We start from the raw sequence: 26,376 nt of genomic DNA on the forward strand, positions 1-26,376 counted from the left end.
GGCCCGCCCCGCCCCCCCCCCCCCCCCGGCGGCCCGCGCGCGGGCGGGCCCCCGCGCCCCCCCCCCCCCCCCCCCCCCCCCCCCCCCCCCCCCCCCCCGCCCCCCCCCCCCCCCCCCCCCCCCCCCGGGGGGGGGGGGGGGGGGCCCCCCCCCCCCCCCGGGGGGGGGGGGGGGGGGGGGGGGCCCCCCGCCGCGAGCGCGACGTCGGATATGCGGACGGGCCCCACCCCCAGCCCCTCCCCTGAAGGGGAGGGGGGTGAAGTAAGGACCGACTGGACGCGCGCAGAGATCGCGGCGTTGTTCGACCTGCCGTTCGACGCACTCATGTACCGGGCGCAGACCGTGCACCGGTCGCATCATGCGGTGAGCGAGGTGCAGCTTTGCACGCTCTTGTCGATCAAGACCGGCGGGTGCCCCGAGGATTGCGGCTATTGTTCGCAGTCGGCGAGCGCGGATACGCAGCTGAAGGCGGAAAAGCTGATGGACGTCGATGCCGTCCTTGCCGACGCCGCGCACGCCAAGGCGGCGGGATCGCAGCGGTTCTGCATGGGCGCGGCGTGGCGCAACCCTAAAGCCCGCGACATGCCGAAGGTTGTCGCGATGGTCGAGGGCGTCCGCGCGATGGGGCTGGAGACGTGCATGACGCTCGGCATGCTCGACGCGGATCAGGCAAAGCAGCTCGCCGATGCGGGGCTCGATTACTACAACCACAATATCGACACCTCGCCGGAGAATTACGGCAACGTCATCACCACGCGGACGTTCGAGGACCGGCTGGAGACGCTGGCCAACGTGCGCGATGCGGGCATCTCGGTGTGCTGCGGCGGGATCGTCGGGATGGGCGAGACGCGCAGCGATCGCGTCGGCTTCGTCCACGCGCTCGCCACGCTGCCGCGGCATCCCGAGAGCGTGCCGGTCAATGCGCTGGTGCCGGTCAAGGGGACGGTGCTCGGCAACATGCTCGCCGACACGCCGCTCGCGAAGATCGACGATATCGAGTTCGTGCGGACCGTCGCGGTGGCGCGGATCACGATGCCGCTGAGCATGGTGCGGCTGTCGGCGGGGCGCGAGAGCATGTCCGAGGCGACCCAGGCGCTGTGTTTCATGGCGGGGGCGAATTCGATCTTCACCGGCGACACGCTGCTGACGACGGGCAATGCCGGCGACAGCGCGGATGCGGCGTTGCTGGCGAAGCTGGGGATGACGCCGATGACGGGTGCCGAACCGATGCGCGAGGCCAAGACATGCTGCTGATCGCACTCCTGGTTGCCGCCGCGCCGATGCAGCCCCAGTCGCAGGCGCAGGCGCAGATGACCCGGTCCGCGGGCAGCAGCTATGCGCAGGCGGATGCGGCGATGACCGCGCAGTGGAAGCGGACCTACGCCTATATGAAGCGGCGCGATGCGCAGGACACGTCGCGTGGCGGTGGCTTCGGGTTTGCGGGATCGCTGCTCGAGAGCCAGCGCGCGTGGCTGAAGTTCCGCGACACGCAGTGCGTGATCGAGGGCGGGCAATATGCCGGCGGATCGGCGCAGGCGATGACGATCGCCGGCTGCCGCACCGGCCTGACCAAGGCACGGACCGCGCAGCTCAAATCGATGATGTGGTACCAGTAACGACACGTCCGCACCCGGCGCCAAGCCGGGGAGACGGCACAGTTTAGGGCGAGAGATGTTCAAGAAAATCCTGGTCGCCAATCGCGGCGAGATCGGATGCCGCGTGATGCGCACCGCCAAGGCGATGGGGATCAAGACCGTCGCGGTCTATTCCGACGCCGATGTGCGCAGCCCGCACGTGCTGATGGCGGACGAGAGCGTGCGGCTGGGGCCAGCGCCCGCGGCGGAGAGCTATCTCAAGGCTGAGCTGATCCTGCTGGCGGCCAAGGAGACGGGCGCGGACTGTATCCATCCGGGCTATGGCTTCCTGTCCGAGCGCGAGAGCTTCGCGCGGGCATGTGCCGAGGCGGGGATCGCATTCGTCGGCCCGCCGCCGGCTGCGATCGCGGCGATGGGCGACAAGATCGAATCGAAGAAGCTCGCCAAGGCGGCGGGCGTCAACGTCGTGCCGGGCTATCTGGGCGAGATCGCGGACACCGACGAGGCGGTGCGGATCGCGGGCGACATCGGCTATCCGGTGATGATGAAGGCGTCGGCGGGCGGCGGCGGCAAGGGCATGCGGCTGGCGTATAGCGAGCAGGACGTCCGCGAGGGCTTCGAGGCGACCAAGCGCGAGGGGCTGGCGTCGTTCGGCGACGACCGCGTGTTCATCGAGAAGTTCATCGAAAGCCCGCGGCATATCGAGATCCAGCTGATCGGCGACCAGCATGGCAACATCGTCTATCTTAACGAGCGCGAATGCTCGATCCAGCGGCGGCACCAGAAGGTCGTCGAGGAGGCGCCGTCGCCGTTCGTGACGCCCAAGATGCGCAAGGCGATGGGCGAGCAGGCGGTCGCGCTGGCGCGGGCGGTCGGCTATTATTCGGCGGGGACGGTCGAGCTGATCGTGTCGGGCGCGGATACGAGCGGCGAGGGGTTCTACTTCCTCGAGATGAACACGCGGCTCCAGGTCGAGCATCCGGTGACCGAGGAGATTACCGGGCTCGATCTGGTCGAGCTGATGATCCGCGTCGCGGCGGGCGAGCCGCTGGGGTTCGCGCAGGACGCGGTGAAGCTGAACGGCTGGTCGATCGAGAACCGGGTCTATGCGGAGGATCCGTATCGCGGGTTCCTGCCGAGTATCGGGCGGCTGGTGCGGTATAATCCGCCTGAGACGTCTCCCCTCCCGCTTGCGGGAGGGGGGGCAGAAGAACCCCGCGTCCGGGTCGACGATGGCGTGCGCGAGGGGGGCGAGGTCAGCATGTTCTATGATCCGATGATCGCCAAGCTGATCACCTGGGCGCCGACGCGCGAGGGGGCGGTCGCGGCGCAGATCGCGGCGCTCGACGCGTTCGAGCTCGAGGGGCCGGGGAACAACATCGATTTCCTGTCGGCGATCATGCAGCATCCGCGCTTCCAGTCGGGGGCGCTGACGACCGGGTTCATCGCCGAGGAATATCCCGACGGGTTCCACGGCGCGCCTGCGGATGCGGCGTTGCTGACGACGCTGGCTGCGGTTGCCGCCTTTGCCGCGACGGCAGAAGCCGACCGCGCGCGGCGGATCGACGGGCAGCTCGGGCGGCGGTTGCGGCCGCCTGCGGACTGGGTGGTGACGATCGGCGGGACCGATCACGACGTGCGCGTGTCGACCGACGGGATTTCGGTCGATGGCGTCGAGCTCGATTTGTCGCTCGAATATACGCCGGGGGACCGGATGGTGATGGTCGAGGGCGACGAGCATCTCACGATCCGCATCGCCAGGGCGCGCGCGGGGTTCAGGCTGACGACGCGCGGCGCGAGCCATGTCGCGCGCGTGCTGCCGGCGCGGGTCGCGCCCTATGCCGCGCACCTGATCGAGAAGGTCGCGCCCGATCTGTCGAAATTCCTGATCTGCCCGATGCCGGGGCTGCTGGTGCGGCTCGACGTGGCGGCGGGGGACCGGGTCGAGGCGGGGCAGGCGCTCGCGGTGGTCGAGGCGATGAAGATGGAGAATATCCTGCGCGCGGAGAAGACCGGCGTGGTGAAGTCGGTGTCGGCCGCGGCGGGCGACAGCCTGGCGGTGGATCAGGTGATTTTGGAGCTGGAATAGGCATTTCGGCCCTTGTGTCCCCGCGCAGGCGGGGACCCAGACTGGGCTCCCGCCTTCGCGGGAGAACAAGGGGTCCACCACCCCGGCGGATGCCGGGGTCCAGTTGGGGGACGTGGCTAGGCTAGCGCTGCGCGTCGTTACTCGAGCCTTCCCACCTGGGCCCCGGCCTTCGCCGGGGTGGTTTGGTTTGTGGTGGGGTGGGGTGGGGCTATCGCCGCACGCATTGTGCGCCACCCCGGCGGAGGCCGGGGCCCAGTTGGGGGACGTGGCTGGGCTGATGCTGCGCGTCGTTACTTCAGCCTTCCCAACTGGGCCCCGGCCTTCGCCGGGGTGGTGTGTAGGGAGGGCGGGGCATCGCGGCGGGCTCTCCCGTTTTTGGCTGTGACGCTGTAGAGCCGGGCGGATGATCGTTCCCCGCTATTTCGCCGCGTTGCTGCTGCTCGTGTCCGCCGTGCCTGTCCTGGCGCAGGACGAGGCGAAGGTGGCGTCGGTGGCGGCGGGGCTGACGCGGGCGTCGGCGGAGTTGCAGGCGGTCGACGATGCAGCCGTCGAGGCGCGCGACGATGCGGCGCGGCAGGCGTTGCGGGCGCGGGCGGAGGCGGTGCAGGCGACCGCGGCGGAGGCGGTCAGGGTGCTGACGCCCGAAATGGCGCTGGTCCAGGCGCGGGTGACCGAGCTGGGCGCGGCGACGCCCGGGGTGGTCGAGGCGCCCGAGATCCGCCAGCAGCGCCGGTTGCTCGCGCAGAGCCAGTCGGCGATCGATTCGGCGATCAAGCGCGCGCGGCTGATCGGGGTCGAGGCCAAGCAGCAGATCGACGATATCGGTGCGGCCGAGGCTGAGGAGCTGGGCCAGCAACTGTCCGAGCGCAGCGCGTCGCCACTGTCGCCGACACTGTGGACCGCGATCGTCGATCACCTGCCGCGCGACACCGCGCGGCTGAACCGGTTCGCGGCGACCGGCGTGCGCCAGTTCGTCCAGCGGTTCGGCATGCAGGCGGCGATCATCGCGCTGACCGGGCTGCTCGCCGCACTGGTGCTGCTCGTGCCGGTGCGCGGTGCGCTCCACCGGCTGGGGCGCGGCTATGCGACCGATCATGCGCCGGGGGGGCGGATCCGGCGGTCTGCCTATGCGCTGTGGCTGGTGGTGATCGGCACGATGTTGCCCGGATTCGCCGCGCTGGCGTTCGTCCAGTCGCTGCGCTGGTCCGCCCTGCTGTCGCCCGCGTTCGACCAGATCGCGGCGCGTTTCGTCGGATTGTCGTTCTTTGCGGCCTTCCTGTCGGCGTTGGGCGGCGCGTTGCTGTTGCGCGCGCAGCCGAGCTGGCGGCTGTTGCCGATCGGCGACAGCGCGGCACAGACGCTGCGCCCCTTCACCTGGGCGGCGGCGGGGTTGGTGTTCTTCGGCCAGCTGCTGATCACGGCCAACGCGCTGGTCGGTGCGAGTGCGGCGGCGTCGACCGCGGCGAACGCGCTGATCGCGCTGCTCCACCTGGCGTTGATCGCCGGCGTGCTGGTCGCGCTCGGGCGGCTGAGGGCGGCGGCCCAGCCCGATCCCGAGAAGCCCGCCCGCAACAGCCTGCTCGCGATCGTCGCGCTGGTCGTGTGGCTGGCGGTGCTGGTCGCGTTCGTCGCGACGCTGAGCGGATACGTCAATTTCGCGCTGAAGACCGCGCAGTGGATGGTGTGGGGGGCGATCGTCGGCGCGACGCTGTACCTGATGATGACCTTCACCGACGACGCTTGCCGCGCTGCGCTGTCGAGCAACAACCGGATCGGCCGCAGCGCGAACAGCGGCTTCGGGGTCGGCAACCGGACGGTCGACCAGATAGGCGTCCTGCTGTCGGCGGTGCTGCGGCTGATGCTGATCATGCTGGCGTTCGGCGCGGTGATGGCGCCGTTCGGGGCGGGCGTGACGTCGGTGTTCGAGCTGTTCGGGACGCTTGCGGGCGGGATCACGGTCGGCGAGATCACGATATCGCCTGGCGCGGTGCTGCGGTCGATCGCGGTGCTGTTCGTCGCGCTGGCGATCATGCGCGGGCTGCAGCACTGGCTGGTCAACAGCTATCTGCCGACGACCGCGATGGATGCGGGCGCACAGAATTCGGTGACGATGGTCGCGCGCTATGCGGGGATCATCGCCGCGGTGCTGTGGGCGCTCGCCGCGCTCGGGATCGGGATGGAGAAGCTGGCGGTGGTGCTCGGCGCGCTGTCGGTGGGCATCGGCTTCGGCCTGCAGGCGATCACGCAGAATTTCGTGTCGGGGCTGATCCTGCTCGCCGAGCGGCCGGTCAAGATCGGCGACTGGGTGCGGATCGGCAACCAGGAGGGCGACGTCAAGCGGATCAACGTGCGGTCGACCGAGATCCAGGTCGCCGACCGATCGACGCTGATCGTCCCCAATTCGGAGCTGATCACCAAGACGATCCAGAACATGACGCTGGCCGCGCCGATCGGGCGGATCCAGCTGCAATTCTCGGTGCCGATCGAGAGCGATCTCGACGCGGTGCGGACGATGCTGTTCACCGCCTTTGCCGACCAGAGCGAGGTGCTCGACGATCCCGAGGTGAAGGTGTTCATCGATTCGGTCGATGGCGGGCGCGCGAAGCTCAACTGCTTTGCCTATGTCGCGAGCCCGCGTGATGCCTATCCCGTGCGCAGCGCGCTGCTGTTCACGCTGCTGCGCCAGTTCCGCGAGGCGGGGATCGACCTGGGTGCGACGACGACGCGGATGGAGCTGATCGGGACGCCGCCCGCCGTCGGGGCTGCCGGAATCATGGCCGGACCGACCGACGCGGCGCGGTGAAGCGGCATAATCCTGCGACAATTGGCCCCTAGGTGCCGGGGTCAGGTCGATGGGATATCAGGGTTATGCGTACACTGGGTTTGATGCTGGCGGTGAGCCTGCCGGCGATGGCGGCGGCGCAACAGGCGCCTGCGCCGGTGCCGACGACGGATGCCGCGCAGACGGACGGCGCCGCAGCCGAGGCGGAGGATAGCGTCGAGGGCGAGGAGATCGTCGTCACCGGATCGCGCAAGCTGCCGGGGTCGGTGGTCGGCGACATTCCGCCCGACCAGACCTTGGGCCAGGCGGACATCCGTTCCTACGGCGTCAGCTCGGTGTCCGACCTGCTCGCCGAACTCAGCCCGCAGACGACGAGCGGGCGCGGCAGCGGGGGCGCGCCGGTGGTGCTGCTCAACGGGCGGCGCATCTCGAGCTTTTCCGAAATCCGCGACATCCCGACCGAGGCGATCCAGCGCGTCGAGATCCTGCCCGAGGAGGTCGCGCTGAAATATGGCTATCGCGCGGACCAGAAGGTCGTGAACTTCGTGCTGCGCCGCCGCTTTCGCGCGGTGACCGCGGAGGCGATCGACCGGATGCCGACCGAGGGGGGGACGAACACGCCGCAGGCCAAGCTCGACCTGTTGACGATCGCACGCGACCGGCGGGTCAACCTGCACGCCGAATATACGACGAGTTCGGCGCTGACCGAGGCGGAGCGCGACATCGTGCCGATCGCGGGGGGCAACGGCAGCGGGGCGGTGGGAGCGGGCGGCACGGTCGTCGATCCGACGCCGTTCCGCACGCTGCAGGGCCAGACGAGTACCTTCACCGCGAACAGCGTCTATGCGCGCAACATCTTCGGCAATGTCGGCGCGACGATCAACGGACGGCTCGAATCGACCGACAGCCGCAGCCTGAACGGCCTGCCCGTGGCCGCGCTGACGCTGGCGGACGGGAGCGTGATCAACCGCGCGCTCGACGATCCGGGCTTCCTGCCGCTGGCGCAGCGCGCGTCGTCGATCGCGGCGCATCTGGGCACGACGCTGAACGGCGATGTCGGCACGTGGCGCTGGACGGTGACGGGCAATTACGATCGCAGCGACACGCAGACCTTTACCGATACTGGCGTCGATGCGAGTGCGTTCAATGCGCGGCTGGCGGCGGGCGATCCGACCGCGGTGCCGCTGGGCGCGCTGACCGCGGCGGATATCGGCGCGGCGGCGGGCAATCGCGCCTATGCGACGCAGAGCATCGGCGGGATCGATGCGGTCGCCAATGGCCGGCTGTTCGCGCTGCCCGCGGGCGACGTGTCGACGACGCTCAAGCTGGGGGCGGAAACCGCCGATTTCGACAGCCGGTCGGATCGCGGCGGGTTCGCGCAGCGCGGGCAGGTGGCGCGCGACACGGTCAACGGCCAGGTCAATGTCGACCTGCCGATCGCGAGCCGGTCGAAGGACGTGCTGCCGTTCCTCGGCACGCTGTCGGCGAACTTCAACCTGGCGCAGGATCATTTGTCGGATTTCGGCACGCTGACCACGCTCGGTTACGGCGCGAACTGGGCGCCGATCCCGGCGGTGCGGCTGATCGCGTCAGTGACCGACACCGACCAGGCGCCGACCGCGCAACAGCTGGGCAATCCGTCGATCACGACGCCGAATGTCCGCGTGTTCGATTATGTCCAGGGCACGACCGCGACCGTCACGACGATCAGCGGCGGCAATCCCGGGCTGAGCGCGGACAATAACCGCGTGACCAAGCTGGGGCTGACGGTGAAGCCCTGGGCGGGGCGCGAGGTGACGCTGACCGCCAATTATGTCGACAGCCGGACCGACAATCCGATCGCCGCCTTCCCGGCCGCGACCGCGGCGATCGAGGCGGCGTTTCCCGACCGGTTCGTCCGCGACGCGACGGGCGCGCTGTTGCAGGTCGACCGGCGGCCGATCAATTTCGCGCGCAGCGAACGCTCCGAACTGCGCTGGGGAATCAATTTCTCCGCGCCGCTGAAGTCGAAGATCCAGCGCGAGCTCGAGGCGTTTCGCGCGGGGACGGGGCCCAATCCGTTTGCCGGGATGCAGCCGCCGGGCGGCGGGCGGCCGCGGGGTGAAGGCGGGCGGGGTGAAGGCGCGCGGGGTGAAGGACCGCGGGGCGAAGGCGCCGGGCCGGGTGAAGGCCGTGGCGGCGGTGGCCCGGGCGGTCCGGGCGGCGGGGGCGGCGGCTTCGGGCGCGGCGGGCGCGGGCAGGGCGGCGGGCGTGTCCAGTTCGCGCTGTATCACACCTGGCGCTTTACCGACCGCGTGCTGGTGGCGGAGGGCGGGCCGAGCCTGAACCTGCTCGACGGCGATGCGATCGGCAATAATGGCGGGTCGGCGCGGCACAGCCTCGAGGCGCAGGCGGGCTACAGCAACAACGGCCTCGGCGCGCGGCTGTCGGCGAATTACGCGGCGGGGACCAGGGTCGATGGCGGGACCGCGGCGGCGCCCGAGACGCTCAATTTCGGCGGGCTGGCGACCGCCAACGTGCGGCTGTTCGCGGATCTGGGGCAGCGGCTCGAATGGGTGAAGGCGCGGCCGTGGCTGCGCGGGATGCGCGTCACGCTGTCGGTCGACAATGTGTTCAACACGCGGCAGCGGGTGACGGATGCGAGCGGGGCGGTGCCGAATACCTATCAGCCGGATTATCTGGATCCGCTGGGGCGGACGGTGCGGCTGAGCGTGCGGAAGCTGTTTTTCTGAGGCCGTCCCACGTCGCGTCATCCTGACGAAAGTCAGGATCCAGAGCCCAACAGCGCCGCCCTCCGTGGCTCTGGATCCTGACTTTCGTCAGGATGACGGGGTGGGGGCGGTTCAGCGTTCGGGTTAGAGGCCGATCTTGCTCGCGAGCCAGCGGGCGGCGGACTCGGCGGTCTGTTTGTCGGTGTCGCGGTCGACCTGGTAGTTGGCGGTGCGCATCGCCTCGACCGGGATGCGGCCGACAAGCGGGCGGAGCGCGGCGGTGAAGCGCGCGTCGTTCGCGCGGGCGGGTGCGACCATCAGGATCGCGTCATAGCCGGGGATCGCGTGGCGCGGGTCGGTGAGCACGGTCAGTTTGTCCGCGGCGATCCGGCCGTCCGAGGAAAAGGCGGAGATGACGTCCGCCTTCCCGCTCTGCAGCGCGCGGTACATGAAGGTCGGGCTGTACGGCGTGGTGCGCGCGAAACGGAGCGGATAGGCGCGTTTCACCGCCGCCCATTCGGGGCGTTCGAGGAATTCGAGGTCACTGCCGAGCGTCAGGCCGGGCGCGGCCTTCACCAGATCGTCGAGGCTCGCGATGCGCTGGCGGCGCGCCACGTCCGCCTTCATCGCAAAGGCATAGGCGTTCTCGAACCCGAGCGTGCCGACCAGGCCGACGCCGTGCGTGCTCTTCGCCCAAGCGCCGATATCGGCGACCATCTTCGTGCGCTCGGGCACGTCGCTGCGCTTCATCTCGTTGGCCCAGATCGTGCCGGCATAATCGACATAGACGTCGATATCGCCGCCTGCGAGCGCGCCGAAGACGAGCGCGGAGCCCAGGCCGTCGCGATAGGTGACCGTGTAGCCGGCACGCGTCAGCCGGTCGCCGATCAGCCGCGCGAGGATATATTGCTCGGAGAAATTCTTCGCGCCGACGACGACCGTCCGGTCGCCGCCGCCGCCGCGCGGCCAGAGCGGCGCGGTGGCGAGTGCGGTGCCGGCGACCAGCAGCGCGGTACTCGCGATCCAGAGCCAGCGACGGCGCGCGCGGATGCCCTGTTCGATCCCGCCGATCAGCGCGTCGACGATAAGCGCGAGCGCCGCCGCGCTGACGCAGCCGGCAAGCACCAGCGCCCAGTTCTGCGTCTGGAGCCCGGCGAAGATCAGGTCGCCCAGACTCGGCTGGCCGACCGTGGTCGACAAGGTCGCCGCGCCGATCGTCCAGACCGCGGCGGTGCGGATGCCGGCGACGACGACGGGTGCGGCGAGCGGGGCCTCGACGAGGCGGAGCTTCTGCGCGGGGGTCATGCCGACCGCGTCGGCGGCCTGCGACACCGCGGGATCGAGCCCCTGCAGCCCCGCGACCGCGTTGCGCAGGATCGGCAGCAGCGCATAGAGCGTGAGCGCGATCAGCGAGGGGAGGAAGCCCAAGGCCGGGATCCCGCCGCCGACCAGCGCGGACAGGCTGAGCAGCAGCGGATAGAAGAGCGCGAGCAGCGCGAGGCTGGGGACGGTCTGGACGAGGCTGGCGAAACCAAGCGCGACGCGCGCGACCGCGGCGTTGCGCGCGGACCAGATCGCGAGCGGCAGGCTGATCGCGATGCCGAGCAGCAACGCCGCCGCGGACAGCAGGACGTGGCTGGCGAGCAGCGGCGGCACGCGGGTCAGCGCGTCGAGGAACGCGCTCATGCGACGAGCGCCCGGAGGCGGTCGGCCTGCGCGCGCGGGACCTGGACCAAAGCCTGCGCGTCGTCGCCGCCCTCGCCCGCTACGAGGGCTGCGGGGGTCGCATCGGCGACGATCCGCCCGGCCTTCATGACGAGCACGCGGTCGGCGAGCAGCAGCGCCTCCGCCATGTCGTGCGTGACGAGGATGGTGGTGAGGCCCAGCCGGTCGTGCAGCTCGCGGATGCGCGTGCCGAGCGCGTCGCGGGTGACGGGATCGAGCGCGCCGAACGCCTCGTCGAGGAGCAGGAGCTTTGCCCCGGGCGCGAGCGCGCGGGCGATGCCGACGCGCTGGCGCTGGCCGCCCGACAGCGCGTCGGGCAGGCGTCCGGCTATGCTGCGCGGCAGGTCGACGAGATCGAGCAGCGCGCCGACATCGGCCTCGTCCCCGCGGCCGGCGATGCGCAGCCCGATCGCGATGTTCTCGGCGATCGTCATGTGCGGGAACAGGCCGATATTCTGGAAGACATAGCCGACCCGGCGGCGCAGCGCGGGCGCGGGGCCGTGCGTGACGTCGGTGCCGTCGAGCAGGACGCGGCCGTCGCTGGGCTCGACGAGGCGGTTGATCGTTTTAAGAAGGGTCGACTTGCCCGATCCGGAGGTGCCGACGAGCGCGACGAAGCTGCCGCCCGCGATGTCGAGCGAGACCGCGTCGACCGCGATCGTCGCGCCGTAAGCCCTGGTGACGCGTTCGAAAGCGAGCGCTGGAGATTGATCTGGCATCTGGGCGCAGGATGCGGGAAACATACCGCAAAATCAAACGGAGAGGATCGGCCATGAGCCAGCAGAGCATATTCATCACCGGCGGCGGATCGGGGATCGGCCGCGCGACCGCTTTGCTGTTCGCGCGCAAGGGCTGGCGGATCGGGCTGGCCGACGTCAGCGCCGCGGGGCTGGCGGAGACCGCGGCGCTGCTGCCCGAGGGGGCGTCGACCTATGTGATGGACGTGCGCGACCGCGAGGCGTGGGTGGCGTCGCTCGATGCGTTCAAGACCGTGACGGGCGGGCGGCTCGACGTGCTGTTCAACAATGCCGGGATCGGCTCTGGCGGGCCGCTCGCGACGACCGATTTCGCCGAGATCGACCGGGTGGTCGGCGTCAACCTGGTCGGCGTGCTGAACGGCGCGAAGATCGGTCATGGCTATCTGAAGCGGACGCCGGGATCGTGCCTGCTCAACACCGCATCGGCGTCGGCAATCTATGGCTCGTCGGGACTGGCGCCCTATTCGGCGACCAAGTTCGGGGTGCGCGCGATCACCGAGGCGCTCGACGGCGAATGGGCGGGCGACGGGATCAAGGTGCGCGCGATCGTGCCGAGCTTCATCGACACGCCGCTGCTGAACACGACCGCGGGGGGATCGAACCGGTCGATCCGCGAGACGGTGACGGGCGCGGGGCTCGAGCTGACCGGGGTCGAGGCGGTCGCCGACGCGGCCTGGGCGGCGGTGCACGGCAAGGCGGTCCACACCTATGTCGGCAAGACCGCGCACCGCATGGCATTCGCCGCGCGCTGGATGCCGGGGTCGCTGCGCAAGCGGATGCGGCGGAGTGTGAAGCGGTAGGGGGGCGGCGGGGTGTCGCGCCCTATCCGTCATCCCGGGCTTGACCCGGGACCCAGGGTTGCGGGCGTTGCCGTTTGTGGCTCTGGATCCTGACTTTCGTCAGGATGACGGGGGTGGGGGTGTTGCGCTCTATCCGTCACCCCGGGCTTGATCCGGGACCCAGAGTCACGGGCGTTGCCGTTTGGGGCTCTGGGTCCTGACTTTCGTCAGGATGACGGGAGGGGTCAGATGACGGGGGGCGTCAGGATGACGGTTCGGCGGTCAGGAGTCGCCGACGATGGCGTCGATCGCTTCGGCCATTTCGATGTCGCGGGGGGAGAGGCCGCCGGCGTCGTGGGTGGTGAGCAGGATCTCGACGCGGTTCCAGACATTCTTCCATTCGGGATGATGGTTGGCGCGCTCGGCGATCAGTGCGACCTGGGTCATGAAGCCGAATGCCTCGACGAAATCGGCGAACACGATCGTCCGCGTGATCGCGTCGCGGCCATCGTCATAATCCCACTCGTCGAGTCCATCGAGCGCCTCGGCCCGCTCGGTCTCGTTCAGTGCCTCGATCATTCGCGTACCCTTGCAGCTGTGGATCGCCAACGCGTATGGCTGGAGCCATGAGCGGGCAAGCGACAATCCATGGTGATACGCAGGGGCTCGCGCCCGATGCGGCTGCGATCGAGGCGATCGGACGTGCGACGATCGCGCGGCTGCCCGCCGAATTTCGCGTGCATCTGGGTGACGTCGTCTTCGCCATCGAGGAATTCGCCGACGAGGAGACGCTGGCAGAACTCGGCATCGAGCATCCGCTCGACCTGTCGGGGGTGTATCAGGGGCGGCCGCTGGGCGAGAAATCGTCGATGGATAGTGGCGCGATGCCCGACCGCATCACGCTGTACAGGCGGGCGATCCTCGAGGAATGGATCGAGACGGGGGTGCGGCTCGACGATCTGGTCGCGCATGTCACGATCCACGAGATCGGGCATCATTTCGGGCTGAGCGACGACGACATGCATGCGCTGGAAGACGCCGCGGCGTGAGCCTGGCGTTTCGCCGTGTCGCCTGCGACCGCGGCGGACGGCGGCTGTTCGACGACGTGTCGTTCGCGCTGGCGGCGGGTGAGGCGGCGGTCGTCGCGGGGCCGAACGGCGTCGGCAAATCGAGCCTGATCCGGATTGCCGCGGGGCTGTTGCCGCCCGCCGCGGGTGAGGCCACGGCGACCGGGCGCATCGCGCTGCTCGCCGAGGCGGCGGCGCTGGATGCGGAGCGCTCGGTAAGCGAGGGGCTGGCGTTCTGGGCGGCGCTCGACGGGGTGGACGCGGCGGCGGTGGCGCAGGCGCTCGATGCCGTCGGGCTCGCGGCGCTGGCGGCGGTGCCGGTGCGGATGCTGTCGACCGGGCAGCGGCGGCGGGTGGCGATGGCGCGCGTGGTCGCGTCGGGCGCGCCGATCTGGCTGCTCGACGAGCCGGGCAACGGGCTCGATGCGGCGTCGGTCGGGCGGTTGGAAGCGCTGATCGCGCGGCATCGGGGCGGGGGCGGGATCGTGCTGGCCGCGACGCATCTGCCGCTCGCGATTCCGGGGGCGCAGACGATCGTCCTGTCGGGTGGAGAGACGGCGTAATGCTGGCGCTGACCTTGCGCGACGTGCGGCGCGGCTATGCGGGGGGCGGGGCGGCGCTGGTCGTCGCGTTCTTCCTGCTGGTCGCGGTGCTGTTTCCGTTCGCGATCGGGCCCGATGCGGCGGTGCTCGCGCGGGTCGGGGGCGGGGTGATCTGGGCGGCGGCGCTGCTCGCGGCCTTGCTGCCGGTCGAGCGGCTGGTGGGGCCGGACCTGGAGAGCGGGGTGCTCGACCAGTTGCGGGTGCGCGGGGTGTCGCTGGCGCTGGTCGCTGCTTGCAAAATGGTCGCGCACTGGGTGGCGTTCGCGCCGCCGCTGATGCTGGCGGCGGTGATCGCGGCGGGGTTGCTCGACCTGTCGGGGGCGACGCTGCTGCGGGTCGAGATCGGGCTGGCGATCGGGACGCCGGGGCTTGCGGCGCTCGCGGTCGCGACGGGGGCGCTGGTCGCGGGGTTGCGCGGCGGGAGCGCGGTGGCGGGGCTGGTGATGCTGCCGCTCGCGGTGCCGTTGCTGATCTTTGGCGCGGGGGCGCTCGATCCGGTCGGCGGAGCGGGGGCGTTCAAGCTGCTCGGCGCGGTGAGCCTGGTGCTGGTGGCGGGGGCGCCGTTCGTCGCGGGGGCGGCGATGCGGGCGGGGATGGAGTAGGTTGGGTGTTGGGGCGGGGTGTTGGGGCTGGTGCTTCGACTTCGCTCAGCACGAACGGTTTGGGTTGGGGCGAGCCTGTGCTTCGACTTCGCTCAGCACGAACGGATCTTGGGTGGTCCCGCGTCAGTCGCGGGACCAGCGGGCCCAGATGGCGGTGGGGAGGGTGAGGCCGCGGGTTTCCTCGCGGACGCCGAGTTCGCCGGCTTCGACCTTGCCCGGCAGGTCGGCGAAGACCTGGTTGAGCAGTTCGCCGATCGCGAGCGCGGACATGCGGACTGCGTAGACGGTCAGGAACAGGAAGCGGGAGTTCTCGTCGAGCAGCTTGCGGCAGTCGGCGATGAGGCGGGGCAAGTCCTCCTCGAGCCGCCAGACCTCGCCCTCGGGACCGCGGCCATATTTGGGCGGGTCGAGCAGGATGCCGTCATAGCGGCGGCCGCGACGGACCTCGCGCGCGACGAACTTGGCGGCGTCGTCGGTCATCCAGCGGATCGGCGCGTCGGCCATGCCCGACAGGCGCGCATTGGCCTTGGCCGCCTCGACCGATTTCTTCGACGCATCGACATGGACCATGCGGACGCCCTTGGTCGCCATGGCGAGCGTGCCGACGCCGGTATAGCCGAACAGGTTCATGCATTCGGGGCTGTCGAGCCCGGCGACGCGCTCGCGCATCCAGCTCCACACCGGCGCCATGTCGGGGAAGAAGCCGAGATGGCGGAAGGGGGTGGTCTGCGCGGTGTAGGACACCTCGTTCCACTTGAGCGTCCAGCCCTCGCGGGGCACGGGTTCCGAGAATTCCCAGCGGCCACCGCCATCCTCGTCCGAGCCGGGGACGAATTCGCCTTGCGCCTTCCAGTCGGTGGAGGCGGGGGCCCACATCGCCTGCGGTTCGGGGCGGATGAAGCGGAAGCGGCCATAGCGTTCGAGCTTCTTGCCGTGGCCCGAATCGATCAGGCCGTAATCCGCCCAGGGTTCGCCGATGAGCGTGTCGAGCGTCTTCATGCCGACGGCTTTGCGCGGTCGGCGATATAGGTGGTGATCGCGTCGAAGGTCGCAGGGAGCGTGACGTAGCGTTCCTCGCGCTGGAACAGGTCGCCGACGCGTGCGGGGAGCGAAGGCCGGACGCCGGTCGCGCGCTCGACCGCGTCGCGGAACTTGGCGGGATGCGCGGTGGCGAGCGTGACGATCGGCGTGCCGGGCGGCACCTCGGTACGCAGCGCGGCGGCGAGGCCGATCGCGGTGTGCGGGTCGATCACCTGGCCGGCATGCTCGTGCGCCCAGCGCATCGCGAGCGTCATGTCGTCGAGATCGACGCGGTCGCTCTGGAACAAGGCCGCCGCCCCTTGCGACTGCGCGTTGGTGAGCCGCATCGCGCCAGACGATTCGAAGCCCGCCATCTGGGCGGCGAGTGCTGCGCCGTCGCGGCTGCCGAGGTCGAACAACAGGCGTTCGAAGTTCGAGCTGACCTGGATGTCCATCGACGGGGTCGGGGTCTGTTCGACGCCGGTCTTCGAATAGTCGCCGCTGCTGAGCGCGCGGTGGAGGATGTCGTTGACGTTGGTCGCGACGATCAGCCGCGCGACGGGGAGGCCCATGCGGGCGGCGACATAGCCCGCGAAGACGTCGCCGAAATTGCCGGTCGGAACAGAGAAGGCGACCGCGCGGTCGGGCGCGCCGAGGCGGACCGCAGCGTAGAAGAAGTACACGACCTGCGCCATCAGCCGCGCCCAGTTGATCGAATTCACCGCGGAGAGCGCGAACCGGTCGGAGAAGTCGGGGTCGTTGAACATCGCCTTCACGAGCGCCTGCGCGTCGTCGAAGCTGCCTTCGATCGCGATGTTGTAGACATTGGGGCTGAGCACCGTCGTCATCTGGCGGCGCTGCACGTCCGAGATGCGGCCCGCGGGGTGGAGCATGAAGATGTCGATGCCCTCGCGCCCCGCGACCGCGTCGATCGCGGCCGAGCCGGTATCGCCGCTGGTCGCGCCGACGATCGTGAGCCGCTTGGTGGTGCCGGCAAGGAAGCGTTCGAAGAAGAGGCCGAGCAGCTGGAGCGCGACGTCCTTGAAAGCGAGCGTCGGGCCGTGGAAGAGTTCGAGCAGCCACTGGTCGTGGTCGAGCTGGACCAGCGGGACGACGGCGGCGTGCGAGAAGCGGCCATAGGCTTGGTCGCAGAGCGCCTTCAGCTCGTCGCGGGTCATCGCGTCGCCGACGAACGGCGCCATGACGGCGACCGCGGTGTCGACATAGGAGAGGCCGGCGAGCGCGGCGATCTCGTCGCGGGTCATCGTCGGCCATGTCTCGGGGAGGTAGAGGCCGCCATCGGATGCGAGACCGGCGAGCGTCGCCGCTTCGAAATCGAGGACGGGGGCCGAGCCGCGGGTGCTGATGTAACGCATGGCCAAACCGGTTAGCGGGACGCAGCTTTCGACACAACCTTGCCGCGCCTGCCCAGTGCCAGGACATAAATGATCGCGGCGATCGCGGCGAAGAAGAACCACTGGCCGGCATAGGCGAGATGGTTGTTCGGGACCGCGTCGAGGTCGGGCTTGCCATTGGGGGCGAGGCCGGCGGGCGGGGTGTCGGCCACCAGCATCAGCCGCGCCGGGGTCGGGTCGAACAGCGAACCGATCAGCGAGCGGCCGTCGGGGGCGTGGGTGATATAGCCCGAGACCGCGCCGCCGGGCCATTGCGGCTTTAGCTTTGGATCGCGCGTCGTGCCGAGCTGGACGATCATGCCGGGCCCTTCGGCGCCGGTGCGGCAGTCGGCGATGACGCGGAAGCCCGCCTTGCCCGCGCCGGCGAGGCGGATCGCGGTCGGCTCGAGGCAGACGCCCGTTGCGCGGCGGAACAGCAGGGTCTCGTCGGGGAAACTCGGGAACGCCATCGGCGGACGCGCGGGGTTGGCGGCGAGCTGGGCGAGGAACGCCTCCTTCTTCGGGAGGCGGTCGAGCAGCTGCCACAGGCCGAGCGCGATCATCGCCGCGACCGCGAGCGCGACGAGGAGGGTCGGGAGGACGGGGAAACGTCGGGTGGTCGTCACGGCTGGCTGCGACCCTCGCGCGCGGCGTTGCGATATTCGGCGGACATGAGCGCACCCTTGGCGGCGCGGAGCGACAGGATGACGCCCGCGGCGGTGAACGGGATCCAGACCAGCATGTGCACCCAGAGCGGCGGGTGCAGCGTCAGCTCGAGCGTGATCGCGAGCGCGACGACGATCGCGCCGAGGATCAGCGTCAGGAACGCGGCGGGGCCGTCACCGACGTTGAACTTGCTGAAATCGAGGCCGCAATTGGAGCAGCGGTCGGCGAATTCGGCCCATCTGGCGAAGAGGGTGGGCTTGCCGCAGCGCGGGCACAAGCCCTTGAGCGCGACCTGGGCGATCGGGGGGGCTGTGGCGAGGGGGTAGGGGTCGGGGGTCATGCGCGGTCGCCTTGCCCGGTGTGGCGCCCCGCGGAGGCGGGGCGCCAGGCTGGGCTCCCGCCTTCGCGGGAGAACAGGGTGAGAAGGGCGGGCGGTTCGCCGGAGGCCACCTCCCCGGCGGAGGCCGGGGCCCAGTTGGGGGACGTTGCTGACGCAGGGCAGCGCTTCGTTACTGCGGCCTTCCCAACTGGGCCCCGGCCTTCGCCGGGGTGGTAGGCGGGTAGGGGGTGGGCGTGAACGCTCAACCGCCGTGGACGGGGGCGCCCCAGCCGCCCCAGACATAGACGGTGACGAACAGGAACAGCCAGACGACGTCGACGAAATGCCAGTACCAAGCGGCGGCTTCGAAGCCGAAATGCTGGCGCGGGGTGAAGTCGCCGCGATAGGCGCGGACGAGGCAGACGATCAGGAAGATCGTGCCGATGAGCACGTGGAAGCCGTGGAACCCGGTCGCCATGAAGAATGCGGCGCCATAGTTGATCCCCTTGAACGGGAACGGCGCGTGGACATACTCATAGGCTTGGATCGCGCTGAACAGCGCGCCGAGGATGACGGTCAACCACAGGCCCTTGAGCACGCCGTCGCGGTTGCCGACGCCGATCATGCCCCACAGCCCGGTCTTCTCGCCGCCACGCTGGTTGTGAATCAGCGCATGGTGCGCCCAGGTGACGGTGGTGCCGGACGTCAGCAGGATCAGCGTGTTGAGCAGCGGAAGCTCGAACGGGTTGATGACGGTGAGGCCCTTGGGCGGCCACTGTGCGGCGACCGCGGCCGCGCCTTCGGCGGCGCGTTCGACCTGGCCGTCGACGATGCTCATCGCGGTCGGGAAGAGCGAGAAGTCGAAGAACGCCCAGAACCAGCCGACGAAGAACATGACTTCGGAAGCGATGAACAGGATCATGCCGTAGCGGAAATGGAGCTGGACGACGGGGGTATGGTCGCCCGCGCGCGCCTCGGCGATGACCTGGGCCCACCAGCTGTAGAAAGTGAAGAGCAGCCCGGCGAGACCGATGAAGAAGATCCAGCCGCCGCCATTGGGCTTGTCGACATGGCCGCCATGCATCCACATGACGCCGCCGACCGCCATCACGAGTGCGGACATCGACCCGACCAGCGGCCAGACGCTGGGCGGCAGGATGTGATAATCGTGGTTCTTGGCGCCGGCCATGGTACTCCCCTATGTTCTTTACGACTGTCCTAGCTTGCGTTTTTCGCGGAATCCACCGGGTAAAACGTGTAGCTGAGCGTGATCGTCTGGATATCCGCCGCGTCGGGATCCTTCAGGATCTTCGGATCGACGAAGAAGATCACCGGCATGCGCGCGGTCTCGCCGGGCTTGAGCGTCTGCTCGGTGAAGCAGAAGCACTGGATCTTGGTGAAATATTTGCCGGCCTGCGCGGGCGTTACGTTGAACGTCGCGGTGCCGGTGATCGGCCGGTCCGAGGTGTTGGTCGCGGTGAAGAACGCCATGTCGCGCGCGCCGACCGCGATCGTGTCCGACGGGTTTTCGGGCGCGAATTTCCACGGCAGCTTCGGGTTCACATTGGCATCGAAATCGACGCGGATCTGGCGATCGGTCCCGCCCGGGGCGACGAGCCCGCGCTGCGTCGTGCCGTTGAGCCCGGTGACCTGGCAGAACAGGCGGTAGAGCGGCACGCTGGCAAAGGCGAGCCCGGTCATGAAGCAGATGCCGAGCACCGCGAGCAGGGCGGTTCGCGTGGTGCGTTCGACCCGCATCAGTGCGGCATCCCCGCCTGGATCTTGGCGATCGAGATGGCGAAGACGAGGATGACGAACGCGCCGAGCAGCAGCGCCATCACCTTGGCCCGGCCCATCTGGCGGCGGCGGATCAGGTCTTCGCGGGTCTTGTCGTCGTTCATGCCAGCCACCTATCGACGACGAGCGCGCCGAACATCGCAAAGAGATACAGGATCGAATATTTGAACAAGCGCCGCTCGGGCTTCATCGCGTCGTCGGTGCCGGTCGTGCGCGTCGCGACGACCACCACGAGCCAGGCGAAGATCCCCGTCAGGACGGTCGCGACGACGCCATAGAAATTCCCGACCAGGCCGAGCGGCCAGGGGAGCACCGCGGCGAGCGCCATCGGGATGGTGTAGAGGCCGATCTGGGTCCGGGTGACGCGTTCGCCCGCGACGACGGGGAGCATCGGCACGCCCGCATTGGCGTAATCGGTCTTCACGAACAGCGCGAGTGCCCAGAAATGCGGCGGCGTCCACAGGAAGACGAGCCCGAAGAGCAGCAGCGGGAGCAGCGCGACATCGCCGGTCGCGGCAGCCCAGCCGATCAGCGGCGGGAAGGCGCCCGCCGCACCACCGATGACGATGTTCTGCGGCGTGCGGCGCTTGAGCCAGACGGTGTAGACGAGGACGTAGAACAGGATCGAGACGGTCAGGATCGCGGCCGCGGCGAGGTTGACCGCGAGCCCCATCAGCAGGACCGAGAAGCTCGCGAGCCCGACGCCGAAATGCAGCGCGGCCTGACGGTCCATCCGGCCGGCGGGAAGCGGGCGCTTCTGCGTGCGGCGCATGACTGCGTCGATGTCGGATTCATACCATTGGTTGAGCGCCCCCGCCGCACCCGCGCCGAGCGCGATGCACAGGATCGCGGTGAAGCCGATCACGGGATGGATGCCGACGGGCGCGGCAAGCATGCCGCACAGCCCGGTGAACACGACGAGCGTCATCACCCGGGGTTTGGTCAGCGCCAGAAAGTCGCGCCATTCGGCGGGGGGAAGCAGGGGCGTCGCAGTGGTCATGGTTGCGCAGGCCTATACGCGACCCTGCCGTTCGGGGAAAGCGATGGTTCTGCTGGGGAAATCGAAACCCGGGTATGGTGGCGGGCGCCGATCAGGCGGCGGTGATCGGCTGGCCGAGGTCGAGTCGCTCGCCATCGGTGACGATCACGCGGTCGCCGAGCTTCACCGCATCGAAGATCCGCTTCGCGAACGCCCTGGGCACGCCGATACAGCCGTGGGTGGCATAGCCGTCGCCGACCTCGCTGCCATGGATCGAGATGCCGTCATTGGTCAGCCGCAGCATGTACGGCATCGGCGCATTGTAGATGTTGGAGACGTGGTCCGCGTCTTTTTGCGTGATCGGGAAGACGCCGAGCGGGGTCGGCTTGTCGTCCGCGCCGTAGATGATGACCGCGGTGCCGATTTCATAGCCGGCGCGGAAGACCGAGACGGTCTGCGCGGCGAGGTCGACGGTGACGATGACGGGGCCCTGGGGCGCGCCGGTCTCATCCCAGTAATGGTCGCCCTGCCGCATGGGGCCGGGGATCTGGAGGATGCGCTTGACGGTGTAGGCAGCGGGATCCGGGGCGGCGGGTTTCGGGGCGGGGGCCGCTGGGCGGGCCTTTGGCGCGGTGCGGGGTGCGGCGGGGGCCTGGGTGGCGGTCACGGGGCGGGCGCCGGTGAGCGCGATCGCGGTGCCGCCGGCGAGGGTCAGGCCGAGAATCGAGACGGCGAGGTGCTGGAGCGTCGGCATGCGCCGTGTTTGGGGACCCGCGCGGGGTTTGGCTAGCGGGGGATTTCGGGGCGTGCCGGGGTGGGACGATTTTCGGGCGAGCGTTGTCCGGCTGGGCTCTGGGTCCTGACGTTCGTCAGGATGACGGTTTGGGGGGGCGGAAATGAAAAAAGCGCCCCGGGTTGCCCCGGGGCGCTTTCGGTTTTTGCGGGGGCCTGATGGCCCTTGTCCGCCTTAGTCAATTTTCGGGAGCGTCTCGAACTGGTGATAGGGCGGGGGCGAGGAGATCGTCCATTCGAGCGTCGTGGCGCCCTCACCCCACGGATTGTCCGCCGCCTTCTTGCCCGCGATCAGCGACCAGATCAGGTTGACGAAGAAGATCGCCATGCCCGCGGCCATGATCATGTAGCCGACCGTCGCGACATAGTTCCAGTGCGCGTAGGCGTCGGGATAATCCGGGTAACGGCGCGGCATGCCCTGGAGCCCGAGGAAGTGCATCGGGAAGAACATGACGTTCACGCCGATGAAGAACACCCAGAAGTGGAGCTGGCCGAGGAACTCGTTGTACATCTTGCCCGACATCTTCGGGAACCAGTAGTAGAAGCCCGCGAACAGCGAGAACACCGCGCCGAGGCTGAGCACGTAGTGGAAATGCGCCACCACGTAATAGGTGTCCTGCATGTAATCGTCGATGCCGCCATTGGCGAGCACGACGCCGGTCACGCCACCGACGGTGAACATGAAGATGAAGCCGATCGACCAGACCATCGGCGTCTTGAAGCTCATCGAGCCGCCCCACATCGTCGCGATCCACGAGAAGATCTTGATGCCGGTGGGGACCGCGATGACCATCGTCGCGGCGGTAAAGTACATCTTGGTGTTCACCGACAGGCCGGTGGTGAACATGTGGTGCGCCCAGACGACGAAGCCGACCACGCCGATCGCGACCATGGCATAGGCCATGCCGAGATAGCCGAAGACGGGCTTGCGGCTGAAGGTCGAGATGATCTGGCTGACGATGCCGAAGCCCGGCAGGATCATGATGTAGACTTCGGGATGGCCGAAGAACCAGAACAGATGCTGGTAGAGGACGGGATCGCCGCCGCCGGCCGGGTCGAAGAAGGTCGTGCCGAAGTTGCGATCGGTCAGCAGCATCGTGATCGCGGCCGCGAGGACCGGGAGCGCGAGCAGCAGCAGGAACGCGGTGACGAGCATCGACCAGACGAACAGCGGCATCTTGTGCAGCGTCATGCCCGGCGCACGCATGTTGAAGATGGTGGTGATGAAGTTGATCGCGCCGAGGATCGACGACGCACCCGCGAGATGGAGCGCGAGGATAGCCATGTCGGTCGACGGCCCGGGCTCGCCGTAGGTCGAGAGCGGGGCGTAGAGCGTCCAGCCATTGCCGGCGCCGCCGAAGAAGGGCGAGGCGAGCAGCAGCGTGAAGGCGGGGATCAGCAGCCAGAACGACACGTTGTTCATGCGCGGGAACGCCATGTCGGGCGCGCCGATCATGATCGGCACGAACCAGTTGCCGAACCCGCCGACCATCGCCGGCATGACCATGAAGAACACCATGATCAGGCCGTGCGCGGTGATCAGCACGTTCCAGAGGTGGAGCGATTCGTCGAGGCTGGCGCTGCCGCCGTGGAGCATGCCGGCCCAGCCCTGAAGATACTGGATACCGGGCTCGGCGAGCTCGGCACGCATGAGGCCCGAGACCGAGCCGCCGATGATCCCCGCGACGATCGCGAAGATCAGGTAGAGCGTGCCGATGTCCTTGTGGTTGGTCGACATGAACCAACGCGCGAAGAAACCGGGCTTGTGATCGGCATCGTGATGATGCGCGTGCGCATCATGGGCGACGAATGCCGACGGGTTGAGAGCGGTGTCGGTCATCTTAGAGTCCCGCGTTGCCGGCGCCGGCCGGGTTGGAGGTCGCGCCCTGCGTGGTCGCAGGCGCTGCGGTGGTCACGTTTTCGACCGGGCCGGTGGCGTTGGCGGTTTCCGCCGCCTCCTCGACCTTGGCCGCGGAGCCGTCGGCGCCGGGCTGCGGAATGACCTTGTCGGAGGCTTGGCCCGGGGTCGGCATCGTGCCGCCCTTGGCCCGGACCCACGCCGCGAACTGCGCGGGCGAGACGGCCTGGACCGCGATCGGCATGAACGCGTGACGCGCACCGCAGAGCTCGGAGCACTGGCCGAAATAGAGGCCGGGCTTGTCGATCGTGAAGCTGGTCTCGTTCAGGCGGCCGGGGATCGCGTCGAGCTTGATCCAGAAGGCGGGGACCGCCCAGCTGTGGATCACGTCGTTCGCGGTCGTGATGAGGCGGATCGGCACGCCGACCGGCAGGACGATGCGGTTGTCGGTCGCGAGCAGGCGCGGGCCGTCGGCATCGGTGCGCGCGCGTTCGCCAGCGCCGACGTCCTTGGCCTCCTTCAGCATGTTCGCGGTGACTTCGAAGCCGCCATTATCCGGATACTGGTAGGTCCAGTACCACTGGTTGCCGATCGCCTTGATCGTCACCGCGCCCGCGGGCGCCGGCTTGAACTGGGCGGAGAGCAGACCGATCGATGGGACCGCGATCAGCACGAGGATGATCACCGGGGCGAGCGTCCAGATGATCTCGATCACGGTGTTGTGGCTGGTCTTCGACGGCACCGGGTTGGCGGCGCGGCGATAGCGGAACACCACCCAGAAGAGCAAAGCGAGCACCAGCAGCGAGACCGCGGTGATCGTCGGCATCAGGATCGCATTGTGCATCCAGTGCGCGAAGACGCCGTTCTTGGTGACCTGTGGCTGGAGGCCGACGGTGCCGGGGGTGGGCTGGCCCACGCCGGGGGTCGGGGCCATCGCATAGCCGCCATCCTCGGCGAGCGCCGGGCTGGAGGGATTCGCGGTCGCCGGGGCGGCAGCGCTGGTGGGTGCGGTGTTCGACACGCCGGCCGGGCCGGCCGCGGCCTGTGGTGCAGCGCCCGCGGCGCCGGTGTCAGGCGCGGTCGCGGCGGCCTGCGAAGCCGGTGCAGCCTGCCCGGCGACGCCGCCAAGACTCGCCAGTGCGAGCCCCGCTGCGATCGCCAATCCTCTCATCCCCAGTATGCGCATCGTTTTTCTTGACCCCGGTTTGGTGCGAACCCGTATCACGGACGCGCGGATGTCTGCTTATCATTTTGACATTCGGCTATAGGCGGCGGCGGGGCGAGCCTCAACCCCGGTGCGGGCTTTGTTGAATTTGTTGCACGGGCCGGCAAATTTTTCGGGGCGTAGGGCGGCCGGCGCGGGGGCGGTGGCGGTTGTCATTGCGTGGACTTTGCCGCGATCGTACAGCGCGACAGATTTCATTGGAGCGATGACCCGCGATGACCGAAGACGACGTGCTCGCCGAATTCCGCGCTGCCGAGGCGCTGCTCGAGGGGCATTTCATCCTGTCCTCGGGCCTGCGCAGCTCGCGCTATCTGCAATGCGCGCGCGTGCTGATGGACCCCAGGCGTGGCGCGCGGCTGGCGGAGGCGCTGGTCGCGCGGATCCCGGCGAGCCTGCGCGCGTCGATCAGCGCGGTGGTGTCGCCGGCGATGGGCGGGGTGATCTGCGGTCATGAGATGGCGCGCGCGCTGGGCGTCGAGGCGATGTTCCTCGAGCGGCCCGACGGCGTGTTCGAGCTGCGCCGCGGCTTCCGGCTGGCGCCGGGGCAGCGCGTGCTGATGATGGAGGACGTGGTGACCACCGGGCTGTCGTCGAAGGAAGCGATCGCGGCGATCGGGCGCGCGGGCGGCGAGACGGTCGCGGCGGCGGCGCTGGTCGACCGGTCGAACGGCGCGGCGGATCTGGGCGTGCCGTTCTTTCCGCTGATCCGGCTCGACGTGCCGACCTATGCAGCGGATGCACTGCCCCCCGAACTCGCGGCGATCCCGGCGATCAAGCCCGGCAGCAGGGCCGTCGTATGAGCCCCCCCGGCACCGCGCATCTGCGCCTGGGCGTCAACATCGATCACGTCGCGACGGTGCGCAACGCGCGAGGGGCGGGCTATCCCGATCCGGTCCGCGCGGCGCTGGTCGCGGCGGCGGCGGGGGCGGACGGGATCACCGCGCATCTGCGTGAGGATCGCCGGCACATCACCGACGACGACATCGCGCGGCTGTCGACCGAGCTTGCGATCCCGCTCAACCTGGAGATGGCGGCAACCGACGAGATGCTCGGCATCGCGCTGCGCCACCGGCCCCATGCGGCGTGCATCGTGCCCGAAAAGCGCGAGGAGCTGACCACCGAGGGCGGGCTCGACGTGGCGGGGCATTATGACCGGATGGCACGGCTGGTCGACGCGCTGGCGGGGGCGGGGATCCGCGTGTCGCTGTTCATCGAGCCCGACGCGCGGCAGATCGAGGCGGCGGTGCGGCTGAAGGTGCCGGTCGTCGAGCTGCACACGGGCCGTTATGCCGAGCTGTCGGGCGATGCGCGCAGCGTCGAGCTGCGGCGGCTCGAGGATGCGGCGGCGCTGGCGGCGAAGAACGGCATCGAGGTGCATGCGGGGCACGGGCTCACCTATGACAATGTCGCGCCGATCGCGGCGATCCGGCAGGTGCGCGAGCTGAATATCGGGCATTTCCTGGTGGGCGAGGCGTTGTTCGTCGGGCTTGGCGAGGCGGTGCGGCGGATGCGCGAGGCTATGGATGCGGCGCGGTAGCGTGCAGATGGGGTTCACGCGAAGGCGCGAAGGCGCGAAGAGTCTGAAGACCGCCCCGGGCTCGCGTCTCCCGCTCGCT

The 26,376-nt window shown here is 69.3% G+C and carries 25 protein-coding genes; 11 read left to right on the forward strand and 14 right to left on the reverse strand.

Annotated elements, in window-relative coordinates; genetic code table 11:
- Positions 1–210: 210 nt before the first annotated feature.
- The 5 genes from bioB (at position 211) to FHY04_RS13955 (ending at position 9,198) form a co-directional block, all read left to right on the forward strand.
- A complete protein-coding gene (bioB, locus tag FHY04_RS13935) occupies positions 211–1,254 on the forward strand; it encodes a biotin synthase BioB (protein WP_183937008.1) in 1,044 nt (347 codons plus the stop codon).
- A complete protein-coding gene (locus FHY04_RS13940; protein ID WP_183936874.1) occupies positions 1,245–1,616 on the forward strand; it encodes a lysozyme inhibitor LprI family protein in 372 nt (123 codons plus the stop codon). The genes bioB and FHY04_RS13940 overlap by 10 nt, the downstream gene beginning before the upstream one ends.
- Positions 1,617–1,671: 55 nt before the next feature.
- Positions 1,672–3,684 carry an acetyl/propionyl/methylcrotonyl-CoA carboxylase subunit alpha gene (locus tag FHY04_RS13945; protein ID WP_183936875.1) on the forward strand — a complete coding sequence of 671 codons (2,013 nt, stop codon included), beginning with the start codon at positions 1,672–1,674 and terminating at the stop codon, positions 3,682–3,684.
- Positions 3,685–4,087: 403 nt separating this feature from the next.
- Complete coding sequence (locus tag FHY04_RS13950) at positions 4,088–6,487, forward strand: DUF3772 domain-containing protein (RefSeq protein WP_183936876.1); 2,400 nt, start codon at positions 4,088–4,090, stop codon at positions 6,485–6,487.
- Between the two features lie 65 nt (positions 6,488–6,552).
- Positions 6,553–9,198, forward strand: coding sequence for a TonB-dependent receptor (locus FHY04_RS13955; RefSeq protein ID WP_183936877.1), 2,646 nt, complete (start codon positions 6,553–6,555; stop codon positions 9,196–9,198).
- A gap of 123 nt (positions 9,199–9,321) precedes the next feature.
- On the opposite strand, the gene FHY04_RS13960 is transcribed toward FHY04_RS13955, so the two are convergent.
- Together FHY04_RS13960 and FHY04_RS13965 are read right to left on the reverse strand one after the other, a co-directional pair.
- Positions 9,322–10,863 carry an ABC transporter permease/substrate-binding protein gene (locus FHY04_RS13960; protein ID WP_183936878.1) on the reverse strand — a complete coding sequence of 514 codons (1,542 nt, stop codon included), beginning with the start codon at positions 10,861–10,863 and terminating at the stop codon, positions 9,322–9,324.
- Positions 10,860–11,621: an ATP-binding cassette domain-containing protein gene (locus FHY04_RS13965; RefSeq protein ID WP_183936879.1), complete on the reverse strand. Its 762-nt coding sequence runs from the start codon at positions 11,619–11,621 to the stop codon at positions 10,860–10,862. The genes FHY04_RS13960 and FHY04_RS13965 overlap by 4 nt, the downstream gene beginning before the upstream one ends.
- A 53-nt stretch (positions 11,622–11,674) precedes the next feature.
- Between FHY04_RS13965 and FHY04_RS13970 the strand changes: the two genes are divergently transcribed.
- Complete coding sequence (locus FHY04_RS13970) at positions 11,675–12,460, forward strand: SDR family oxidoreductase (RefSeq protein WP_183936880.1); 786 nt, start codon at positions 11,675–11,677, stop codon at positions 12,458–12,460.
- Positions 12,461–12,721: 261 nt separating this feature from the next.
- On the opposite strand, the gene FHY04_RS13975 is transcribed toward FHY04_RS13970, so the two are convergent.
- A complete protein-coding gene (locus FHY04_RS13975) occupies positions 12,722–13,018 on the reverse strand; it encodes a 4a-hydroxytetrahydrobiopterin dehydratase (protein ID WP_031394518.1) in 297 nt (98 codons plus the stop codon).
- A 47-nt stretch (positions 13,019–13,065) separates the two neighbouring features.
- Here FHY04_RS13975 and FHY04_RS13980 point away from each other — a divergent pair, with 47 nt between their 5' ends.
- The 3 genes from FHY04_RS13980 to FHY04_RS13990 are packed head-to-tail and all read left to right on the forward strand — an operon-like array spanning position 13,066 to position 14,710.
- On the forward strand, positions 13,066–13,488 hold the full coding sequence (locus FHY04_RS13980) for a metallopeptidase family protein (protein ID WP_234387565.1): 423 nt from the start codon (positions 13,066–13,068) through the stop codon (positions 13,486–13,488).
- Complete coding sequence (ccmA, locus tag FHY04_RS13985) at positions 13,485–14,069, forward strand: heme ABC exporter ATP-binding protein CcmA (RefSeq protein WP_183937025.1); 585 nt, start codon at positions 13,485–13,487, stop codon at positions 14,067–14,069. The genes FHY04_RS13980 and ccmA overlap by 4 nt, the downstream gene beginning before the upstream one ends.
- Positions 14,069–14,710: a heme exporter protein CcmB gene (locus FHY04_RS13990; protein ID WP_183936881.1), complete on the forward strand. Its 642-nt coding sequence runs from the start codon at positions 14,069–14,071 to the stop codon at positions 14,708–14,710. The genes ccmA and FHY04_RS13990 overlap by 1 nt, the downstream gene beginning before the upstream one ends.
- Before the next feature lie 123 nt (positions 14,711–14,833).
- On the opposite strand, the gene FHY04_RS13995 is transcribed toward FHY04_RS13990, so the two are convergent.
- The 11 genes from FHY04_RS13995 to coxB form a co-directional block, all read right to left on the reverse strand.
- Entirely contained in the window at positions 14,834–15,709 is an 876-nt protein-coding gene (locus FHY04_RS13995) for a class I SAM-dependent methyltransferase (protein WP_056017567.1), read from the reverse strand.
- Positions 15,706–17,106, reverse strand: coding sequence for a threonine synthase (gene thrC, locus FHY04_RS14000; protein ID WP_183936882.1), 1,401 nt, complete (start codon positions 17,104–17,106; stop codon positions 15,706–15,708). Before thrC ends, FHY04_RS13995 begins: the two co-directional genes overlap by 4 nt.
- A gap of 11 nt (positions 17,107–17,117) precedes the next feature.
- Entirely contained in the window at positions 17,118–17,750 is a 633-nt protein-coding gene (locus FHY04_RS14005) for an SURF1 family cytochrome oxidase biogenesis protein (protein WP_311724936.1), read from the reverse strand.
- Positions 17,747–18,130 (reverse strand): DUF983 domain-containing protein, encoded by a 384-nt coding sequence (locus tag FHY04_RS14010; protein ID WP_183936883.1) that lies wholly within the window; start codon positions 18,128–18,130, stop codon positions 17,747–17,749. Before FHY04_RS14010 ends, FHY04_RS14005 begins: the two co-directional genes overlap by 4 nt.
- Positions 18,131–18,371: 241 nt before the next feature.
- Positions 18,372–19,298 carry a cytochrome c oxidase subunit 3 gene (locus FHY04_RS14015; RefSeq protein WP_183936884.1) on the reverse strand — a complete coding sequence of 309 codons (927 nt, stop codon included), beginning with the start codon at positions 19,296–19,298 and terminating at the stop codon, positions 18,372–18,374.
- A 29-nt stretch (positions 19,299–19,327) separates the two neighbouring features.
- Positions 19,328–19,867 carry a cytochrome c oxidase assembly protein gene (locus FHY04_RS14020; protein ID WP_031441785.1) on the reverse strand — a complete coding sequence of 180 codons (540 nt, stop codon included), beginning with the start codon at positions 19,865–19,867 and terminating at the stop codon, positions 19,328–19,330.
- Positions 19,867–20,010: a hypothetical protein gene (locus FHY04_RS14025; RefSeq protein ID WP_166746380.1), complete on the reverse strand. Its 144-nt coding sequence runs from the start codon at positions 20,008–20,010 to the stop codon at positions 19,867–19,869. The genes FHY04_RS14020 and FHY04_RS14025 overlap by 1 nt, the downstream gene beginning before the upstream one ends.
- Positions 20,007–20,906, reverse strand: coding sequence for a heme o synthase (locus FHY04_RS14030; protein ID WP_166746379.1), 900 nt, complete (start codon positions 20,904–20,906; stop codon positions 20,007–20,009). The genes FHY04_RS14025 and FHY04_RS14030 overlap by 4 nt, the downstream gene beginning before the upstream one ends.
- A gap of 91 nt (positions 20,907–20,997) precedes the next feature.
- Positions 20,998–21,639, reverse strand: coding sequence for a L,D-transpeptidase family protein (locus FHY04_RS14035; protein WP_183936885.1), 642 nt, complete (start codon positions 21,637–21,639; stop codon positions 20,998–21,000).
- Positions 21,640–21,852: 213 nt separating this feature from the next.
- Entirely contained in the window at positions 21,853–23,517 is a 1,665-nt protein-coding gene (ctaD, locus tag FHY04_RS14040; RefSeq protein WP_031393246.1) for a cytochrome c oxidase subunit I, read from the reverse strand.
- A 1-nt stretch (position 23,518) separates the two neighbouring features.
- Positions 23,519–24,706: a cytochrome c oxidase subunit II gene (coxB, locus tag FHY04_RS14045; protein WP_373929223.1), complete on the reverse strand. Its 1,188-nt coding sequence runs from the start codon at positions 24,704–24,706 to the stop codon at positions 23,519–23,521.
- A 269-nt stretch (positions 24,707–24,975) separates the two neighbouring features.
- Here coxB and pyrE point away from each other — a divergent pair, with 269 nt between their 5' ends.
- Positions 24,976–25,560 carry an orotate phosphoribosyltransferase gene (pyrE, locus tag FHY04_RS14050; RefSeq protein WP_183936886.1) on the forward strand — a complete coding sequence of 195 codons (585 nt, stop codon included), beginning with the start codon at positions 24,976–24,978 and terminating at the stop codon, positions 25,558–25,560.
- Positions 25,557–26,297, forward strand: coding sequence for a pyridoxine 5'-phosphate synthase (locus tag FHY04_RS14055; protein ID WP_107045503.1), 741 nt, complete (start codon positions 25,557–25,559; stop codon positions 26,295–26,297). The genes pyrE and FHY04_RS14055 overlap by 4 nt, the downstream gene beginning before the upstream one ends.
- Positions 26,298–26,376 lie beyond the last annotated feature (79 nt).

The organism is Sphingomonas sp. BK481, from assembly GCF_014194875.1.
Lineage (GTDB): Bacteria > Pseudomonadota > Alphaproteobacteria > Sphingomonadales > Sphingomonadaceae > Sphingomonas > Sphingomonas aerolata.